Here is a 20867-nt window from a genome sequence, read left to right as displayed (position 1 = left end):
GAGCCGGATCGACGAACTGCTGCCGTGGGCATTCGGCAGGACGGCCGCCGAGGCCGTGGCCTGAGAACAGCGCTTACCAGCCTTCGGCGGAGGCCTACGGTTCAACGGCAGGAGCGTTCCGTACTGCCAGCGGCAACTCTGGTCCGGGCCAGCTTCCTCATGCCAGCCTCTTAAGACTCAAGCTGACCGCGCTTCTTCATTGGACCTCAGCGAATCCCGCTGACGAACCCAGAAAATAACTGGAAGTGACAATAGAACCATCCATAATTTCCCGACGATCTGTCCCGCAAGGAAGTCCAGAGATCCAAAGGCGAGCCACAAGAATACAATGCTGTCCACAGCAAGACCAACTGTGCTAGAGAGGACGACTGCAGTTACCAGGCGCCTCTCCTGCAGTGGCGTGTAAACCACGAAATCCGCTAGTTCGGATAGCAGAAAAGCGGTAGTCGACGCTAAAACGAGAGCGGGAGGAGCGACATACGCGGATGTAACAGCCCCAAGTCCGATCGCTACAAGCGACCAAAACTTGCCTAGCCGACGCTGCACCAAATCCCGTAAAACGAGCGCCAAACCCACGAGTAGGACACCACTAGGAGCACTCAATCCCGGCGCAACGGGAACAATGCACGGGCCACTGGGGATACACGTCGTGCCGACGTTACCAACTAGCCAGTTCGCGATCGGTATTGAGGCGGCGAATGCAGCCAAGAAGATTAGGCCTTCCACGCGTAGGCGGTTTCTATGTGTCAAAGTCTTCTCCTCTCTCTGCCTCTAGACGCGTTTTCCATTTGAGGAATCCGTCCCGCCGCAGTTCACAAGCGGGGCAGTGTCCGCATCCATAGCCCCAATCATGTAACGAGGTTCGCTCCCCCAAATAACAGGTGTGGGTTTCCCTTCGCATGATGTCGACCAGAACTCCGCCACCCAGTTCATCGGCCATGCGCCAAGTCTCGGACTTGTCGACCCACATAAGCGGCGTGTGAAGCACGAAGCTCTGCTCCATTCCTAAGTTCAAAGCCACTTGCAGGGCCTTTACCGTGTCATCCCGGCAATCCGGGTAACCCGAGTAATCTGTTTCGCAGACGCCTGTGACGATGTTCCGGAGACCGCGCCGATACGCCACAGCAGCCGCGAAGGTCAGGAAAATGAGATTCCGGCCAGGGACGAAGGTGTTGGGCAGACTGGCCTCTCCCATCTTGATCTGAATGTCTCGTGTCAGGCTGGTGTTCGAGATCGCGCCAAAGGCGCGCAGATCGATCATGTGATCGTCATACAGCCGCCTTGCCCACCTATCCTTAATTGCGGCGATCGCGCTGCGAAGCGGTAAGCGGCAGTCAAGCTCGATTCGGTGGCGTTGGCCGTATTCGAATCCGATGGTCTCGACGCGTGTGAACCGCTCCAACGCCCAGACTAAGCATGTCGTCGAGTCCTGGCCTCCAGAAAAAAGGACAAGCGCTCCCGGGTCCGGATCTGGCATGACTGCCCCCATTGATTGCTCAGTTGAAGCTAGATATTCACAACAGCGGCAGAGCAGATCACACAGTTTCTCGCTCAAACAGCGGCAATACCTGAGGCCGCGATCGCCTCAGCTTGATATCGTGTCTGACGATCTGCACAAGGTGCTGGGCCAGGGTACTTATATCCTTGCTAACATTCTGGATTGCTCGCCAATGACGAACGTCGCCGCCGCCGAAGTCCCAATGACCACTCGTCCATGCGGTTCGGCCAGCCAGGCACCCCATCCCCTTAGCAAATTCTTCCCAGTTCCTGGCGCCCTCCAGGACAGCCAAGACCTCCATAACATAGCCGAGCGCGACGATCCCAGCACCATGCACGAGGCGCGACGACTTGGACGTATGTCCCCACCAGTCTTCCGGAAATACTTTCTTTACAGCATCATAAAATTCGCTGACCAACTTCTGACACCGGTCGATTCCGTTCGGTTCACGCATAAAGTCCCGCATGATCCCATCGTTGAGAGAGTTCATGATGACCCGTTGGATCGCGGTGTCATTGATCAGGCCAGTGGGATTGGTGTGCTGCCTGATCTGCCCCCTCAGCGAAGACTGCGTGCTATAGTTAAGCTTATCAGTGAGTTCAGAGGCCACTGATCGGCTTTCAAACCGTGGAGGTAATTTGTCGACTCCCGGAAGGAGTTCGTAGATAAGCGATTTTGGTAGCGGACGAGTATTGTTGATCAGGACGAACTGTCGACGCAATTCCGCATCGTCCGCACACAAGATCAGCGAAACGAAAACCTTAAACGGCCTGCTCTTGATCTGGGTAAGCGCGGATAATCTTTGCTGTCCGTCGACCACGAGACCAATGGGTCCCTGTGATACATCAATGCTGACCTTCACGACTGAATCGTCGATGGCGGTAACCGTCACTCCATGCGTAAACGCAACGACGATGGGATTCGGGAGTATGGCATCAGGTTTTTCCAAGTAGTCTTTGATTTCGCGAATATGCGCCGCAATTTGGGGGCGTTGGAAGCCACTCAGTCGCCCGTGTCCGTCGCGACCGATGCGATCGATCTCGGCGATACTGTTGATTTCGTCCGGCGTGGCCGCGAAGGAGAGAACCTTATGATCCTTGCTTTGCTCCGCCATGACGGCGGTGAATGTCACCTTTTTCTTCATAAGGCTTTACCCCTCGTTACGCCGTTGACGAGCGCGCGATACGCGTGAAGGTTATGTATTCCCCGCCGCTTATTCCGATTGCTGGCCCGGAAAATAACAACGTCGATCTTAGCCGCTTGGCAGATCGAACACCCACAAGCACGCCAAGGCTTGCGCATCAAAGTATGCCGGTATCTCAGTTCCAGTGCCTTCAATTTCGGCGAACTTTCCACATCTTCAAGCGGACGTTCGTGCACGAGGATAGCGTTGTAGGTCATTACGGCCTCGAGGGTCTCCTCCAGGCCGGCCTGGCCATCGTCAAACGCCCGCAAATTACCGAGCGCCCTGCCTTCCATTTCCGTGAGATCCTCCGCGCGGAAGACACCTCGCTTTACCAACCGCTGCAGCCTTGCATTTTCAATAGACTGCGGGACTCGAATAGCGGTGAAGTACTCTAGACGGTCTCCTGTCAAGGTCGGCAGATAATAGTTCTGTCTCTCGTCTTTGAATGCGCGGATCAGCGGCGACGTGGTGTCAAACGAGTTTATGTTAAACGGTATGAACGTCGATATATCGTCCGCCTTAGCAAAGCCGAGCACATGTATTCTTATCTCCGGAGGAATAGCGCCTCGGATTGCGCGCAAGCAGGCGCGAATCTGTGCCGACTTCAGTGGAACCATTCCCCCTATTGCAAGGTACTGGTATCCCATCGCGACCAAACGCTGAGCGGCAACGGCCATGCTGCCGGGCGACCAACCCTGGACAGCCCCCATGGGCGTAAAGCGATTAGACGTGCGTTCGGCTGCCGCCCTGAATTGGCTGGCATTCTGAAGAGTGATCTCGAAGCGTCGCCTCGCCTCTTCCGTACCGCCGTCCAGTCCCTCAAGGTTCTCATCAAAGTCGAAGATGATATGATCAACAGAGCAGCCGTGTGTGAATCCGCAGTCGTCATAAAATCCAACCATCTCCTCGGGAGAATAGGGTGGCTCCGCCTCATTCACATAGGTGAACGCGCCGCAATCACCGAAGATCTCAAGATCTTGAAACTCGGGACGATCAAGGCGCAAAAAGCGGCGGGCACCTTCCCTTCGAAATCGTTGCGCCTGAGATTGCGTGTACTTCCCGGGAACGCGGTGATCCCCGACAATCCCACGTGAAACGAGTATCCCATCATACGGAGCGTAGCCAAGAATCTCGTGCGGATAAACATCGTCCCAATACGGCTTTCGCCCGGGCGAAAGTCGGTCCGCCACCATGTCATAACCCGGATCCACCATGTCCAAGGAATCGGCGAAAATGAACTTCATTTCTTCCCCGCTCTGGCGAATTCGCGGTCGAGTTGCACGAGGAAATCTGAAAGCCGTGACACATGCTGGCTGGTGCTCTGGACTTCATTCCAGCGCCAGCCCAATTGCTCCCAAGTACCCTCGGTCCACCGGCAATGTGGCGCAATTCGTCCCAGAGAACGTCGTATTTCGTCGTCGACGGCCCCGGTGCCCTCCGCACGCAGGACTATAGAGTCCATCAATGCCCCAACCGCCCTTATCCCAGCAGAATGCATTAGGCGGCTTTCTTGGGGGCGGATGCCCCAGGCACCCGGGAAGGTGTCGCGTACCGCCGACCAGTAAGTCACGAGAAGGCGGTACATAGCGTCGGCGTCGGTCTTGTTCTGCGCGGCAAACTGACTGAGTGAGCCGAGAGGCGGGCGTAGGTTGCGCCGAATGGCCTCGATCATAGCGGTATCGATGACAACCCCAGCCTCTGCTCCCTCATCCGACTCGCGGCGGATCAGGCGAAAGAAGGGGGAGGACGGATCCCTGTTGAGGAGATTGCAAAGCTCACTTGGCAACTTGCGGGGAGCGAGGTCCCGGGGAAGCACGGACCCAATCTCGGGCAGCAATTCATTTATTAGTCGATTTGGTAGTGGCTTGGCTCGATTAACTAACATGAACTGCTCGCGCTGAGTCCCGATGTCCGAAGAAACAAAGCCAACTACTGGGACAGGAATATTGGGATTTTTGGCGCGCGAAAGAGCGAGCGAGCGCTGCTGGCCGTCGACGATCCAAGCTACCCGTTGGCCCTCTGGGAAGACCGGTATCACAAGGGTGCCACTCTGGGCTGACTCGACGAGGCCCTCGGGGCTTGGGCCTCGGGACTGCCGAAACTCGATCTCAGAGGACAGAGCAAGAATTATGGCGTTTGGGAAGACGACTGGACCCGAGTTCAAAAATTCCACTATCCCATTCACGTGATCTCGGATTTCGCGCCTCTGAAAACCTTTGAGTGCGTCAGTTTCGTCGCGATGAACACGAGAGATATCTGCGATCCTCGCGATGTCAGCGCCTCGCAAAAAAAAGGAATATACGGGAACACCGTCCCCCTGGATAGCACGCAGTGCGCGTACTACGATAGTGCTCAAAGCGGCAGACACGACTGATCCTCCGTCGCTTCCATAGCTGCACGATACAGCCGCTGAAAGCGCTTTTGCTCGCAAGCTATTGCTAGTTCATCCCGCATAAAACGGAGCGTGGCTGTCGACCTGTTTCCCATTTTCGGAGCCACCGCGCGGACAATCTCCATGATTTCGTTATCCGCAACCGATCGACCCGACGTACGCGTACTAGCCGTCCAACCCTCAGATATCTCTTCAATTAATTGTCGGTGATAATACAAACTACCAAAGGGAGCCTTTGGCCAGACTTCGCTCACGAAGTGCAATAAGGCACGAGTGTGGAAGTCCGACATCGTGCCAGGGATGGGAGTCTTGGGCCCATCAAACCGACTATCATACGGCATCCGAGCTGCCCTCAACTCGCTACGTAAACTTGTGCCGCGGGAGAATAATCGAATATTTCGGGTTGGAAGTTCCGCGAGAGTTGGCTCTATAAGTTCGACATATGGCGTAGAAGACGCCACCAAGACGCACCGGTCGGGATCTGGCCATTTCACTGCGTATGGACTGCCGGTCATCAGTTCCCGCCACCAGACATGGGAGGCTAAACAAAAGTGTGACGTCACGCTGTTACGCCCGGCGATAGTCGCGTCGTAAAGTGGGATTTGAGTTGTCGAGTGAACCAGTCCCAAACCCGCCGAAATAATATACAGATCGGCGCCCAAAAGCGCGGCGGCCTCCTTCGCTAAGCGCATATTCCGCCCAGCGTAGACGTCCGCAGCACACCCGATTGGTACCGACTCCCGAAGGGCCTCAAGCCAGCGTAATGCCCCAGGGCGACCAATTCCGCACGACCCAATGCTAAGCATATTGTGCCCGCCCCCGGTCGCCCGCTTGCGGGCGGAACAGGTGACTAGCACGGCGGGTCTTTGATGATGGTTCGGCATGTGAGTCGTCGATAACTGCTGTTTGATTTCAGCGTACCACGAAAAAAACTACATAGCGAGGGCAAACTGCCGAGGTGCGGTTACCCCGGCTCCACCATGATCAGGTACTCGCGCCTGTTGCAGTTATCCAACCCGGCTCCACCTAAATCTGAAGCCAGGCCAAGAAATATCCTTCGAATGGACCGTCGCGGTTAGATCCGCCGCTTTGCGCTGATAGTCGTGGGGCTTGTCCCGCGGCGGTTGGTGGAGAAGGGTGTGCTAATTGTCGCCGAGATAGTGGAGCTTGTGACCTTGCCCCCCTGGAATGCCCCCGCTCAGAAGCTAGGATCCGTCGACGAGGAGACGGAGAATGCGCAAGAACCGCTTCAGCGAGGAACAGATCATCGGGATCCTGAAAAGGCATCAGGCGGGGCTCGGCGTGGCCGACCTCTGCCGGAAGCACGGAATCTCCGACGCGACTTTCTACTTATGGCGATCGAAGTACGCCGGGATGGAGGTGTCGGAGGCCGATCGGCTGAAGGCTCTCGAGGAGGAGAACGCCAAGCTGAAGAAGCTGTTGGCGGAGTCGATTCTCGACGTGTCGGCACTTCGTGAGGCGCTGGGAAAAAGCTTCTGACGCCCAGTTCCCGGAGGCGGTTCATGACCTGGGCTATGACGGAGAAGAGCTACTCGCAGCGGCGCGCATGCGGATTGATCGGCCTGGAGCCGAAGACCTACCGCTATGCGCCGAAGCGACGGGACGCTGGCGCTATGCGAGAGCGGCTGACGGGGTTGGGGAGCGAGCGCCGGCGATTCGGCCACCGGCGTTTGATGATCCTGCTCCGCCGAGAGGGCATCGAGGTGAACCACAAGAAGCTGTTCCGCGTCTATCGGGAGGACGGCTGAAAGTTCGTCGGCGCGGTGGTCGCAAGCGGGCGCTCGGAACTAGGGCCCAGATGGCACTACCGTAGGGCCCCAACCAGCGCTGGAACCTGGACTTCGTCTCCGACGTTCTCGCCGACGGCAGGCGATTCCGAGTCCTGGTGGTGGTCGACGACTTCACCCGGGAGTGCCTAGCTCTCTTGGTCGACACCTCCCTGTTCAACCGGCGAGTGGCCGTGAGCTCGATCGTCTGGTCGAAGTCCAGGGCAAGCCGCGGATGGTGGTCAGTGATAATGGCACCGGACTGACGTTCCGCGCCATTCTCGTCTGGCAGCAGGACCACCGGGTCGAGTGGCAATACATCGCGCCCGGCAAGCCGGTCCAGAATGCTTTCATCAACAGCCTCAACGGTCGCCTCCGGGACGAATGCCTCAACGAGCATCTGTTCCAGGGCTTGTCGGCAGCCCGAAGGATCATCGAGGCTTGGCGCCTCGACTACATTGACGGCCGCCCGCACACCAGTCTGGGCGGCCTCACCCCGAACGAGCTCGCAACCCGTATGAGCGGGCGTTGAATTCTCCTCATTTGTGGGCCTCGAAAATTCCCCACCTTGCGCCATTCCGCCCTCTGGCATGCCAGAGGGCGGAACGGTGCGTCGTCACCGATGCTGGAGCCCTTCTGCGGGAGTGGCGACTCGGTGGTCACGCTTGGGGAACTCATGATGATCCTGGAACTGCATCGGCAGGGACTGACGGTGACAGAGATCGCCCGCCGGCTTGGTCTCGATCGCAAAACGGTCAGGCGCTACATCGCGAGCGGACTTGAGCCGCCCGCCTATGGGCCACGGGTGCGTCGGCCGAAGGGCGTCGACCCGTTCCTGCCGTATCTTCGCGAGCCGCTGGCGGGCCTGTCCGGGAGTGACCGCGGTTCGGCTATGACGGGTACTGCGGGAGCGGGGCTTCCCCCGCGGCTACACCGCGGTGAAGCGGGCCGTCCGCGCCCTGCGGCCCGATCCGGTCAAGCCCTTCGAGGTGCGCTTCGAGACGCCACCAGGCGAGCAGGCGCAGGTCGACTTGGCGCGCTTCGAGGCCGCGTTCACGAATGAGCCGGGCGTCACGCGCATCTGGCTGTTCTCCCTGGTTCTCGGCCATTCCCGCCTGATCTGGGCGCGCTTCGTCGTGCACCAGGACCTGCAGACGATCCTGCGCTGCCACATCGCCGCCCTGGAGGCGATCGGCGGCGCGCCGCGCGAGATCCTCTACGACCGCATGAAGACGGCGGTCGTCAGCCAGGATCCGGACGGGCTGGTCGTCTACAACCGCGGCCTTCTCGATCTCGCCCGGCACTATGGCTTCCAGCCGCGCGCCTGCCGGCCGTATGCGCCAAGAACAAGGGCAAGGTGGAACGGCCGTTCCGATACATCCGCGAAGATTCTTCCTGGCCCGGCCGTTCCGCAAATCTGGAAGACCTCAACGCCCAGCACCGGCACTGGCTCGATACCGTCGCCAAGCCCCGCGTCCATGCCACCGCCGGCCGGATCGTCGCCGAGGCCTACGCCGAGGAGAAACCGGCGCTGAAGCCGCTGCCGCTGGTGCCCTACCGGTCGCTCCGGAAGCTCGAGCGGCGCGTCTCGCACGAGGGCATGGTCAGCGCCGGCGGCAATCCCTACAGCGTGCCCGACACCACGAGGCGCCCCATCCTGGATGTCCATGTCGCCCCCGACGAGATCCGAATCTTCGAGGACGCCGCCCTCATCGCCACCCATGCCCCCTCGAAGGCCGCGACCGCTGCCAGGTGGATCCGGCGCATCGCAAGCCGAGATCGTCTCCAAAGCGTCGTGGGTAGTGGCACCGACCAACCTATCGTCCTCCATGGCGCCGACGACCGGGTCGCGCGCCGATCGCTCGACTTCTACGACGCCGTCGCCCGCCGCCTCGCCACTTTCCAGGGAGGTGCACGATGAGCGCCGGAGAGCACCTGCCCGTGGTCGATCGCATCAAGCGCAGCCTCGTCGGCCTCCGAATACCGCGCGCCATTGAAATCCTCGATGCCACAGTGCGGCGCATGAGCGCGGCGAGACCACGGCCCTGGAGGCCATCGACACGCTGCTCGCCGAGGAGGTGACGCTGCGCGAGAGCCGACGCGTGAAGACGGCCCTCGTCATGGCCCGGCTGCCGGCCATCAAAACCCTGGCGGAGTTCGACTTCTCGTTCCAGCCTTCGCTCGACTGGAACCGCGTCATGGCACTCGCCGAGCTGAAGTTCGTCGACCGCTGCGAGACGCTCCACTTCCTCGGGCCGCCCGGCACCGGCAAGAGCTATCTGTCGATCGCCCTCGGCGTCGAGGCTGTCAGGGCGGCCAAGAGCGTCTACTTCGCCACCCTGGCCGACCTGGTCGGCGCCTTGGCAAAGGCGGAGCGCGAAGGAGCCCTACGCGAGAAGATCCGCTTCTTCGGCCGCTTCGCTCTCCTGATCGTCTACGAGATCGGCTACCTGCCCGTCTACCCGGGGACGTGCTGTCAAAAAATGTATGGTCCGCCCCGTCCGTGCAAGGGTCGCGGACGGTTCGACGAGGACAGCTTGCTTAAATGTATCCGGCCTCTCGCGAGTGGGCTGCGGTTGCAGCCAGGCCATGATGAGATCCGCGCGCGTCGTTTCCACTAAACTTCATCGTGCTCGCGCACGCTTTTTTGCACAGGACTTACAACGCGCCGATCAGCCTTCTCGTCATCGTGCCTCGAACCTCGCAGTCTGCCGATCGTGGATCAGGCCGGGGCCCGATCACGTCGTTCGTAGATCGCTCCCGGAGTTGTCATAATCACCCAGGCCACACGGGCGACCTTTGCGGCCAATGCGATCGTTACCTTGTTTACGTGCATGCGAGCCTGAAGGCCATCGATCCAGGCTCCGAGGTGGTCCCGCCCTCGGTCGAGGTGAGACACACATGATCGCGCCCCGTGAATCAATAGACGGCGAACGTAGCCGTTTCCCCGCTTGCTGATTCCGAGCAGCGTCGGCTTCCCGCCGGTGGAGTGTTGTCGTGGCACCAGGCCGAGCCAGGCGGCAAGGTCTCGTGCCTTCTTGAACTGCCTGCCATCGCCGACCGCGGCTAGGAGCGCAGTGGCCACGAGAGGGCCGATCCCAGGTACAGTCATGAGCCGTCGCGCACGATCGTCTCGCGCAGCGACCGTTTCGATCTCCCGAGCGACCGTGTCGATCCGGCGGTCAAGGTGCATCATGTCTTGGAAGAGATTCCCGAGCAGCCGACGCATGGTAGGGGTCAGGTCATTGCCGGTGTCGGCCAGGACGCGAGGAAGATCGGCTCTGAATTTCCCGATCCCCTTGTGAAGGGCAACACCGTACTCAAGGCAGAATGCCCGCATTTGACTGACGAGCCGGGTCCGCGCTCCGACCATCTGATCGCGGATCCGGTGGAGTGCTTGGAGGTCGACCTGGTCGGTCGATTTCACCTCAACGAACCGCATCGTCGGCCGTGTTACCGCCTCTGCGATGGCAGCTGCATCATTGGCATCGTTCTTGTTCGACTTCACGTAGGGCCTTACGAACTGCGCCGGGATGATGCGGACGGTGTGGCCCATCGCTTTCAAGCGTCGGGCGAGCCATTGCGAGCCGGGGCACGCCTCCATTCCCACGAGTGCCGGTGCTGCCCGCTCGAAGAAAGTCAGAACCGTGTCACGGCGGAACTTCGCCGTTTGGACCGGAGCTCCGAACGTGTCAGTCCCGAGTACGTGGAAGACGTTCTTGCCTAGATCGATACCGTAGACGGCTGCACCAAGGGGTTTGTTACGCATCATAGGCCTCCTTTCTGAGCCGCGGCAGTTTGCGGCGGGAGGACGGGGCGGACCATCCCATTAGCTCTGAGGCCTGCGCGGCGACGCCGGTTGGTCGACGAGGTCCGCGGCACCTGGAAGGTCTCGATCCGGCGGGCCTGCCGCGTGCTTCGAACCGAGACCTCGACCTACCACTACAAGGGCAAGCGTCGCTCGCAGGCTGCCCTCGTCAAGCGCATCCGGGAGATTGCAGAGACGCGTGTGCGCTACGGCTACCGGAGGGTTCACGTGCTGCTGAGGCGCGAGGGATGGATGGTCAATGCCAAGCGAATCTATAGGCTCTACAAAGAGTTGGACCTGCAGCTCCGGAACAAGGCACCGAAGCGACGGGTCAAGGCGAAGCTGCGCGAGGACCGTCGTCCGGCCACGGTTGCCAACGAGACCTGGGCCATGGACTTCGTCCACGACCAACTCGCCACCGGCCGCAAGATCCGGATTCTGACCATCGTTGACACCTACACGCGGTTCTCACCGGCGCTCGAGCCGCGGTTCAGCTTCAGGGCCGAGGACGTCGTGGCGGTGCTCGAGCGGATCGGCCGGGAGCACGGCCTGCCGAAGACGATCCGGGTCGACCAGGGCACCGAGTTCGTGTCGCGCGATCTCGACCTCTGGGCCTATCAGCGCGGCGTCGTGCTCGACTTCTCCCGACCGGGGAAGCCGACCGACAACGGGTTCATTGAAAGCCTGAACGGGAAGTTCCGGACGGAGTGCCTGAACGCGCACTGGTTCATGTCGCTTGAAGATGCCCGTCAAAAAATGGAGGATTGGCGCCGGCACTACAACGAGGATCGCCCACACAGCGCGATCGGCTACAAGCCTCCGATCGCGCTTCTGAATCGGTCAGCGGCACACGGCCCACCCTGACCGAGACCCCCTGGAGATGGCCCAGCCGGGCGGTCCAAGGAAGGGGAGCAGCTCAAACCAGAACGAATTCTGATTATGAGCGAGGGCAAAATGAGGGTCACCTGGGACGTGGCGCGCCGACATGGGCTGCGCTTTCACCTGGCTCGGGAGGCGCGCCAATTTGGACGGAGACTAACCGGTAGCGTTCCTCCCGGCCTTGATATCGGCGGGGGCCGGAGGCGGAGACCAGATCACGCGCAGGACGAACGTCGTCGGCATCCTCCCCAACCGATCGCGTCTTTCCTGCGTCTGGTCGGCGCCATGCTCGTCGAACAGATCGACGAATCCGCCGTCCAGAGGCGCTAAATGACACAGCAAATCCTCGGCCCCGATCGCCGAAGCTAAGCTCATCATCCTGCCGGGCCTACCGGCCTCACTCAGACGCGGCCCTAAGCCGTGCCGGCGCTCCTACACCACCTCCAGAGACGCCACATTATCGAGCCCTTAATTGAATGCTGGAGAAGATGCCCCTTCGGAGTGGCGCTCACGCGAAATTCCGATTGCCTCAATCAGCGCGACACACGATATTTCGCAGTGTCGTACTGTTCAGCGTTTTATGCCGACCGCAATGACCTTCTGGCGAATCCAAGACCGCCGCGGGCCGAATGTTCGGTGCCGGGGGATGAGGCAGGAGTTCGCAGTCGTAGGCCGCCAGAGGGGACTCACGGGGGATCTCTCCCGAGCCAGGATTGTGGCGGGGGCTCAATTTCGCGGCCAGCGCTTTACGCCAACGACGCCGGAAGCTATCGGCCGGATTGGAGTATCGAGGGGGAGCGATGGCGGGTGGATTTAGTGCTTCTACGGTAAAGTCGTGGTTCCAGTATTGCTGTGAACGCAAGACCCGCTACGACATTATGGAGGCGGCTGAGCAGTCAGCGATCCCGCTTCTGTCCGATCAGCGCGAGCAACTCTGGGCCAAACTCGGCAACGCCTATGAGAGGCGGGTTGTCGATGCACTAGGGGCGCAGGTGCTGAGACCCTTCGCCGGCAAGGACATTCTGACTCAAGAACAAAGCCGTGGTTACCTCAGCGGCGCCAAGTCGGAGTATTTCGCCTGGCAGATGAACTTGCGCCCACAATCAGCGCCGAGCCTGCTTGCCGGCACCACGCTTAAGGTGCGGCAGACCAAGCCTGATCTGATTCGCGTAGATCGCAGCGGTATCCGGCCGATCTTCACAGTCATCGATATCAAGGCAACGCGCAACGCGACCGCCTTCCACAAGACCCAGGTGGCCTTTTACGTCCGGTTGCTCGAGTTCGCCCTTAAAGAGCAGGGCGTCGATGCGTTTGTCGATCTCTACGGGGAAGTCTGGCGGATCCCGGACAAAGGGACAGCCGAAGGCGCCAATTATCAGGTCGATCGGTTCCTGCTCGCCCCCTATCTGCGCATGGTCGATAAATTCTGCCGCGAGCAGATCGGCCAGATCGCGTCGGTCCAGGTCCTGCCTGGACGGGGGGGCGACAAGACCTTCTTCCACATCTACTTTAAATGCGAGCAGTGCAATTATCTCCCCCACTGCGTCCGATCAATTGCTGCGGACGTGTCGGCGGACCGCCGCGATGTCTCAGCGGTCGCGGGCATTTCGCACGAGGCCAAGCGTGCGCTCCTCGCCAACGGCATCCGTACGGTTGCGGAGCTCGCTGCGGCGCAGGGTATCGGCCAGCGCGACGGGGTTGGCTGGACGCTGCAACGCCGAGCTGATCAGTTGCGACTGCGAGCGCAGGCGCTGATCGAGGCGCGGCCATTGCGCTCACGCGAAGAGCATAGTCTCCTGATGCCGCCGCGCGTCGATGTCGCGATCTTCCTCGTCGTTGATCATGATCCCGTCGACGACCTGCTTACGTCAATTGGCCTCAGCATCTGCAAGCTTGAGACCGAAGCGCCCGTGATCGAGATCGTTGAGCGCCCTGACCGCGGCAGCGAAGCCGATGCGATGTGCCGCATTTTCACGCTGTTGCTCGGCGAGCTTGGCACGATTGACGCGCTTAACCGAGCCGCGCTGGAGACTGGCGGAGACACGCTGACCGCGCACATCTTCTTCTATGAGCCGGCGGAAGCACAGAACCTCCAGCGCGCAATCGGTCGGCACCTCGATGATCCGCGGATCCGCGCCGGATTGCTCCACATGGTCCGGATTTTTCCGCCCGAGGATGTGGTCCCAGAGCCCGAATTTCGCGGGGCCCATTACCTCCCCGCCACCGCCGTCCGCAACGTCGTCGAGCAACTCTACGCGTTGCCTGTGACCGTTTCTTATGATCTGCGCCAGGTGTCAGGCGCGCTTGCCGACGCGGGCGCGATCGCGATGCCTTATCGTCCGGAGCCCGCATTCGAGCGACACTTCTCCTCCCTGCTGTCAATAGAGGTCATTCGCGGGCTGCGCGAGGGCCGCGCCGATAGCCCCGATGCCGAGGCCGTGCGACGCGACGTAGCTGCCCGTCTCGGTGCGCTTGCAGCGGTCGTCGACTGGTTGTTCGATGCCGACGTCACTGAGCGCGCGTCGGGTGCGTCGGGTTTATTACGGCTAAACAAAAAGCCATTTGTCTTCCACTCGAGCTTTGATCCCCTCGAGGTCGTCGATCTCGATGTTCTGCGCGCAATGGAAGTACTGGAGAGCCGCGCCGGCCTGCTCGAAGCCCTGATCGGCCTTGCCCAACCCTCAACCCAACGCCGTGATGCCGGCCGCTGCATTGCCGGCATGAAAATGGTCGCGAACAAACGACACGGCGCGCGCCAGCGCATGACCTTCGTCGTCCCCCCGGAGAGCCAGACAAGCGATATTGCGCCCGGGGACATGGGTCTCATCCTCACCGATGACGATCCCGACATGCGTCTCGATCCGTCACTCTGGCAAAACTGCACGATCAACCTCTGGCGCCGCCAACCTGGGCGTCCGGAGCGCTTCCTCTCACTCGACATGTCGGCAGCGGCCTTTGACAGTCCTACCTTCCAGCGCATGTTTAATCGTTCGGCCGACCGGCCAGCTTGGCATGTTGACCGCAGCTTCATCGATATCAATGGGCCGCGCGCAGCTGCCTTCATCGGCGCATTGATTGGATCGAACTAGCCATGAGCGTACGAGACGAGGTCCTCGAATTCCTGCGCGATTTGCCAGGGTTCGCCCGCGGCGCAGATGATCCCGACATCTGGTTAAGTGCCCTCAGTCAATTCGCCGAGCCGATGCTGGCGGCCGCCAAGGATCATCCATTGCGCCAGGCACAAGTCGCCGCCTGGCGGGGACTCTCTATGGAACGTGCGGGGCTGGTCCTTGGCCCGCCGGGCACCGGCAAGACCCACCTGCTCGCCTGGCTGATCCTCGGCTATGTTCTGGCCCGCCGCGCCGCGGGAAAGCCCTGTCGCGTCCTGGTCTGTGCCTTTACCCGCGCTGCAATCGGCAACCTGCTCGATGGCGTGGCCAAGCGGGTTGCCGCACATGGCGTCGAACTCCCTCTCCTCTATTTTGGTTCTGCGCCGCCGGACGGATTGGCACCAGGCATTCTCCAAATCGAGCGCACCGGCGCCGCGGGCCTCAAGGATGCGGTCGACCGACTCGCGGCCCCGCACGTCGTCCTCGGGGCCTCGGTATGGACGATCTACAAGCTCCTTCAGAGCGGTCGCTTGCCAGGCGCTGCGGGCATGTTCGCGCCTGTCTTTGATCTTATCTGCATCGACGAAGCGTCACAAATGCCATTAGGGCACGGTCTGATCGCCATAGGCGCTTTGGGGCGAGGCGGCCGCGTGGTCGTCGCAGGAGACGATAAGCAACTGCCTCCGATCCGGGTCTCGCGCGCCGTCGAGGTCGAGGGCCGCAATCTCGGCGGCTCGCTTTATGCGTATCTGAAGTCGGTTAAAGCGCGCGAGTTCGCGCTAGAGGAAACCTTCCGCCTCAACGCGCCGCTCACCGACTTCCCCGAGAAGAACTTCTACCCCAGCAAGTTCCGCTCGGCCGACGAGACCAAGGGGCGCCGGCTAGCCCTGGTAGACGGGTGGGACGACGGCCTCACCGATTGGGAGCGCGTGCTCCTCGATCCGGAATGGCCGATCTGTGTCTTCGTCCACGAGGGGCCGAGTGCGGCCACGCGCAGTCCGTTTGAGGCCGGGATCGTCAGTCGCCTGACCAAGCGGTTACGGACTTCGATCCTCGGTGCCGATGGGAATGCGCCTTGTGAAGCCGGCGAGTTCTGGCGCGAGCGCATGGCAGTGGTCAGTCCGCACCGTGCCCATAATCAGGAGATCGCAGCGCTCCTTGCAGCAGGCGGGGAGACGCCCTTCGTCGAAACCGTCGACCGCATTCAGGGCAAGGAACGAGATTGCATCATCCTGTCCTACTGCGTCGCCGACCCCGAATTCGCGCTTGCTGAGGCGGCCTTCATATTCAGCCCAGAGCGTCTCAATGTTGCGACGACTCGCGCGCGAAGCAAACTGATCGTGCTAATCAGCCGGAAGTTGCTTGAAGCAACGCCTTCTGATCAGGAAACGCTCGACCAGGCTGAACTCATGCGCGAGTTCGTCGCCTCATGCGCGCCAAAGGGTCATATCCTGGTTCAAGATCGCGCAGGCCGCTCGGTACCGGCCGAAGTTCTTGTTCGCGGCTTTGATGACGCCGCGGTACTGGCGGATCTCACGCCCAAAGGCCCGACGGCTTCCGCGACCGAAATCAGTCCAGAGCTAAGAGTAGTCTATGACGCGGTCGATCAACTGAGCCTTGCAAGCGCGCACAACAACGTCCCGCTCGGCAAACTCCGCTACCATCTTGCGCGCGACGAACGATCGGTGCTCGCTGACCTGGTCGCGCTTCATCATCGCGGCTGGATCCTCCTCCAGAAGCGGATCGGCGCCAACGGCGCCTGGTGGACTGCCCAACCTTTTCCGCAGCCACGCAAGGTCTTCCTGCCTGACGCAGAGGAGTTCCAACTCCGCGTTGAGGAAGCGGTCCTAGGCGCACGCGGCGGGCGTAGAGCGCCCTATTACGACCGCGTGCGCGAGCGGTTCGCATGGATGAGTCCGCAAGGAGAAGATATTCTTTTTGTGCATCTCCAGAATTTGGCGGCGACCGGGTTCATTCGCCTGCAGCCAGACGGGCACGGGATCCGCGTCGAGCTGAGCGCGCGGCGGCGGACCGTCGAAGCGCTGGACCCAGCTGCACTGCCCGATCTCACCGACGAGGATTTCGTCATCCTGAACGCACTCGAAGCCTATGAGGCGCGGCAGATTAATTTCGGCATTTTCGAAGGATGGATTTCTCCCCAGCGGCTCGCCGACCAGCTTTCCAAGGCTCGTACGGCAGTTGCGCTGTCCATCGGTCGACTCGTCGCCCATGGCTATGTAATGCTAGCCGAAGATCAGCGCCTCCGCAGTCGCATGGCCGAACTCGCGCGCGAACTGCGCTACATCAAACAACGATTTCGCCCGGACGACGCCGGTGCGCGCCCCTATTTGGTCCGCAGCATCAAGGTCGAGTTGCGCGACCGCAACAAGCCGAAACGCGACGTTGCGCTCGCCGGCGTGCTTACGGGCCTTGCTGGGCGCTTCGCCGACAAGCCGACGCTTGTCGCGGCACTTGCTGGAATGTCGGACATGCTGAACGCCCAGTGGGGCAGAGGCCCGATGATTGCTGGTTTCCAGCAGCGCGCATTTGAAAATATCATCTCTGCTTGGCTTGGCGATGCGAGCCCCCAATTAGTAATCTCGGCCGATACCGGTTCTGGTAAGACTGAGGCGGCCTGCCTCCCGATGATTACCGCCGCTGCTGCCGATCGTCTGGCGGGCATTGAGGGAACGCGCGCCGTCATTGCATATCCGCGCGTGCGTCTGGCTGCGAACCAGGCGCAGCGGCTAACGAAGTATCTGGCGGCGCTGAGTACAGTCGAGGGCATGCCGTTGCTCACGATCGGGCTTCAGGTCGGGGCCGTCCCTACGCGTCTCGATCGCCTGCATGCCGACGATGTCGCGCGCGGTTGGACGACTGCTGCGCCGGGCAAGCTCGACTTCCCCTTTTTCGGCTGCCCCGAATGTGAATCTCCGCTTTTGCTCGAAGTCGGCGCCGGGCGGTCCGGCTGCGACAGGCTCGCCTGCCTGGACTGCGGCTGGAACTATGATGGCTGGGTCGGTTCTAAATCTGGCCTGATGAATACCCCGCCCGCCTTCTTCCTGCCAACCACCGATTCGCTCCACCAGTGGATGCACAATCCCGCCTATGGCCGGATCTTCGGCGATGTCGCGGGCTTCGCGGCGCCACGCGCGTTGCTGGCGGATGAAATTCATCTATTCTCCCACATCCATGGTGCACAGGTCGGCCATACCTTCAGACGCCTAATCCATCGCGCCAAATCGAACAGCGATGGCGCGCAACCGCTAGCAATCGGGATGAGCGCGACACTTGGGGATCCCGCAATAGCCTTTGGCCGACTGATCGACTGCAGCACGGTGACCGCGATCCGCCCCGAGGAAGGGGAGGCCGACACCAACCCGCGCGGCCGCGAGTATTTCTTTTTCGTCCAGCCGGAGATCGAATCGCGCGGCAACGACATCGCTGGGGCGTCAACGACCATCCAGGCCGTGATGTGTCTCGCTCACGGCATGCGGCGCCGCACCGGCAAGGCGGGCGGCTATCGCTCGCTCGTGTTTCTCGACTCAATCGACAAGCTCAGGCGTATGCACAGCGCCTTTGTCGATGCAGAAGAGGAGCAGACCCTCTCGGCGCTTCGCACCCGATTATATCCCGACGACCCGGTTACCGGTTCGCCGCAGCGCGAATGCTGCGGCGAGCCGCATGGCTGTGACTGGTTCGAGGACGGCGAATGCTGGTTCTTCGCCGCGACCGACAAATATCAGCAGACTGCTGCCGGCCCGCTCGAAACCGGATCGCCGCTCCATGTCGCAAGCCAGCCCATTTCTTCGGCAACCGAAGGCAAGGTCGACCGACTGATCAAGGAAAGCGACATCCTGTTCGCTACCTCCTCGCTCGAAGTCGGGTTTGATGATCCCGACATGACGATGGTCTATCAGCATTATGCTCCCCAAAACCTGGCGAGCTTTGTGCAGCGCAAGGGGCGCGGCGGGCGAGGGATTGACGATCGCCCGACTACCGGGGTGACGTTGTCGCTTTATTCGCCGCGCGACAGCTGGTGGTTCGCGCATCCCCGCGCGATGATCGAGCCTAACAATTTCGACGTGCCAATCAACCCGGACAATCACTTCGTCGTGCGTGGTCAGGTGCTCGCAGCCTTGCTCGATGGCCTCGCTGCCTTTTCGGCGCGCACTGGCCAACCCGCACTCGATAGACATGGCCAGCCAGTAGCGCAGGCCTGGAAATTTGCGGAAGCTCTTGTCAGCGAATTGTTCGGTAAGGACATTGCCGAGCGGCTGGATGTCGGGACACTCTCAAACCTCTGGCAGAACGCAGGTGCCGATCGCGCCGGCGCCGCTTTGGATGAGCGGCGCCGCCTCCAGGATCTTCGCGCCAATATCGCCTGGATTCCGCAACTTTTGTTCGACACGATCAACCTGCCTGAGTTGTACATTCGCACTGGCCTTTCCGGCGGCGGGAAGCGCGAAGACATCATGCTCGGCCTCGCCGCTACCGCGCCGGGCAATGTAACGCGCCGCTTCCATCCGACCGAAGCCTATTGGACCCGGCCTGCCTCGGGCCGGGCGCCCTGGCTCGGCGCCGATGACGCGGTCGCAGCCGAACGTTTTCCTTATCGCGCCGGAGTCGACGCGCTACGCGCCGAACTGCCGATCGAGGGGCGAGAGCGCATCGGCGATAAGCTTCTTGCGGAATTCGCCCGCCCTCGGCAAATTAGTCTTGATAAGCTCGGATTTTTCGTCGGCGCCGACTGGCAGACGCGCTGGATTTGCGAGGTGACCGCCGACGGACCGGTGATCCGCCAATCAGACGAACTGCAGCATCGGCCAAGGCGCATCGCGCATGAATCACGAGGTGAGTTGCGCGGCTTCCCGATCGTCGCCGCCGACCCGGCCAAGGCGCGCTTGCTTGAGATCGGCACCTCCGCGCCATGGTTGGAAAGCCTCTCAGTATTTATCGGTGACGGACTGGGCCGCGCCAATTCGGGTCTCGCCATCCTTCGCCTCTATTGGGGCGCTGACAGCGAAATCCGCGTCGAGGACCGGCAAGCCGACCCCGTTGTTTTCACCCAGACCTTCACGGCGCCGGGCAGCGACGAAACACTGCTTCACGGCTTCCATATTTTAACCGAAGGCGTGCAGTTTCGCATTGACCGCAACCGGCTCGATAGCTTTGTCGCTGGCGAACGGGTCAGGCTCGCCCAGTCTCCTGCTCAACGGCGCTGGCACATGAACCAGTGGATGCGGCATCTCGTCGAGGCGCGTGCGCGGGCCATCGGACTCAATGGCTACGAAGCGCAACGCGGCGCCGAGTTGTTCACTGCGGCCGCGGGCGATCCGGACTTGCGAAAGCGCCTCAGCGGGTTGCTGACTTTCTGGGACAAGGACGATCTTGCGGCCTTGTTCGAAGATACCCGGGCGAAGCTATTGGGTCAGCACCCCTTGCTCAGCATAGGTAGGGTCGCCCGCGTCGCGGAAGCGCTCGCAAGCATCGACTTCAGGGACATGTTCAAGGCAGTTCTTGCCGAGATGAAGGATGAGGTGGCATTCGGCGGCTATTTGCGCACCCTCATTCTCCACAGCATTGCCCAGCGGCTGAGGCTTGCCTTTCTGCTGACCGGCGGTGGCGACGATCGCCGCATCGTCTCTCACGTGAAGCTGCCCGTCCAGTTCGGCACCGCAATCCCGCCCGAAAGCACCGACATCATCACCATCGCCGAACTGGGAGAGTTAGGCGACGGCACTACCAGGGCGTTCGAGGCAAATTTGTCTCAATTGAAGTCGCTGGTCGCCAATGGCTTTATCGAACATTGCCCTGCGGCTGAGGAAGATGCGCTGGCGGTTCGGTTCTTTGCCCTGCCCGAGCGCCATGCTGCCTGGCGCGCGAAGGATCCAACCAAAGCGGACCAACTGGCGGAAATCGCATCCGAACTTGGTCAAAACGGCGGCGTTTTACCCGCACCCCTCCTCCGAATTCTCTTTGGGCATGAAGAGATCGGCGCAAGCCAGTTCGCCCTTTATGATCTCGCTCTCGAAATCGAGGATCTCGTTGCAGACTTGGTCCACCGGGGCGGGCGCGAACCCACGGCTTGGGAAGTGACAAGCGGAGCGGTGGCCCAGGCCGAAGCTGGGTAAGCGCTGTCCCGGTCCCACCTTCCTCCCCGCCGCTTGAGGGCCGACTTTGACGATCCGTTGGAGGATCGTTTTG

8 protein-coding genes and 5 pseudogenes are annotated in these 20867 nt (G+C 61.0%); 7 read left to right on the top strand and 6 right to left on the bottom strand.

Annotation, left to right across the window (positions count from 1 at the left end; all coding sequences use genetic code 11):
* Nucleotides 1–177 precede the first annotated feature (177 nt).
* The 5 genes from WBG79_RS27485 to dbpB (WBG79_RS27465) all read right to left on the bottom strand — a co-directional run bounded on the left by WBG79_RS27485 (nt 178) and on the right by dbpB (WBG79_RS27465) (nt 5052).
* Nucleotides 178–546 carry a VUT family protein gene (locus WBG79_RS27485; protein ID WP_337360451.1) on the bottom strand — a complete coding sequence of 123 codons (369 nt, stop codon included), beginning with the start codon at nt 544–546 and terminating at the stop codon, nt 178–180.
* 193 nt (nt 547–739) lie between these two features.
* Complete coding sequence (gene queC / locus WBG79_RS27480; protein ID WP_443147527.1) at nt 740–1489, bottom strand: 7-cyano-7-deazaguanine synthase QueC; 750 nt, start codon at nt 1487–1489, stop codon at nt 740–742.
* 46 nt (nt 1490–1535) lie between these two features.
* Complete coding sequence (gene dbpB / locus WBG79_RS27475) at nt 1536–2642, bottom strand: DGQHR domain-containing protein DpdB (RefSeq protein ID WP_337360449.1); 1107 nt, start codon at nt 2640–2642, stop codon at nt 1536–1538.
* Nucleotides 2639–3928, bottom strand: a complete 1290-nt coding sequence (gene dpdA / locus WBG79_RS27470) for a tRNA-guanine transglycosylase DpdA (protein WP_337360448.1) — start codon at nt 3926–3928, stop codon at nt 2639–2641. Before dpdA ends, dbpB (WBG79_RS27475) begins: the two co-directional genes overlap by 4 nt.
* A complete protein-coding gene (dbpB, locus tag WBG79_RS27465; protein ID WP_337360447.1) occupies nt 3925–5052 on the bottom strand; it encodes a DGQHR domain-containing protein DpdB in 1128 nt (375 codons plus the stop codon). Before dbpB (WBG79_RS27465) ends, dpdA begins: the two co-directional genes overlap by 4 nt.
* Nucleotides 5053–6309: 1257 nt before the next feature.
* Between dbpB (WBG79_RS27465) and WBG79_RS27460 the strand changes: the two are divergent.
* The 3 pseudogenes from WBG79_RS27460 to WBG79_RS27450 form a co-directional block, all read left to right on the top strand.
* Nucleotides 6310–7395: pseudogene (locus tag WBG79_RS27460) on the top strand (IS3 family transposase).
* 123 nt (nt 7396–7518) lie between these two features.
* Nucleotides 7519–8784, top strand: a pseudogene (gene istA / locus WBG79_RS27455) (IS21 family transposase).
* Nucleotides 8781–9331, top strand: a pseudogene (locus tag WBG79_RS27450) (ATP-binding protein); the annotation flags it as partial. The pseudogenes istA and WBG79_RS27450, both read left to right, overlap by 4 nt.
* A gap of 254 nt (nt 9332–9585) precedes the next feature.
* On the opposite strand, the gene WBG79_RS27445 reads toward WBG79_RS27450, so the two are convergent.
* Nucleotides 9586–10635, bottom strand: a complete 1050-nt coding sequence (locus tag WBG79_RS27445; RefSeq protein ID WP_337360446.1) for an IS110 family transposase — start codon at nt 10633–10635, stop codon at nt 9586–9588.
* A 60-nt stretch (nt 10636–10695) separates the two neighbouring features.
* Between WBG79_RS27445 and WBG79_RS27440 the strand changes: the two are divergent.
* The 4 genes and pseudogenes from WBG79_RS27440 to WBG79_RS27680 all read left to right on the top strand — a co-directional run.
* Nucleotides 10696–11535: pseudogene (locus WBG79_RS27440) on the top strand (IS3 family transposase); the annotation flags it as partial.
* Between the two features lie 815 nt (nt 11536–12350).
* Nucleotides 12351–14639 (top strand): hypothetical protein, encoded by a 2289-nt coding sequence (locus tag WBG79_RS27435; protein WP_337360445.1) that lies wholly within the window; start codon nt 12351–12353, stop codon nt 14637–14639.
* A 2-nt stretch (nt 14640–14641) separates the two neighbouring features.
* A pseudogene (locus WBG79_RS27685) lies at nt 14642–17419 on the top strand (AAA domain-containing protein); the annotation flags it as partial.
* Between the two features lie 279 nt (nt 17420–17698).
* Nucleotides 17699–20794 carry a helicase-related protein gene (locus WBG79_RS27680; RefSeq protein WP_443147528.1) on the top strand — a complete coding sequence of 1032 codons (3096 nt, stop codon included), beginning with the start codon at nt 17699–17701 and terminating at the stop codon, nt 20792–20794.
* The last annotated feature ends 73 nt before the right edge of the window (nt 20795–20867 follow it).

The sequence above is a fragment of the Prosthecomicrobium sp. N25 genome, from assembly GCF_037203705.1.
Lineage (GTDB): Bacteria > Pseudomonadota > Alphaproteobacteria > Rhizobiales > Ancalomicrobiaceae > Prosthecodimorpha.
This window is presented reverse-complemented; position numbering and strand designations above follow the sequence as displayed.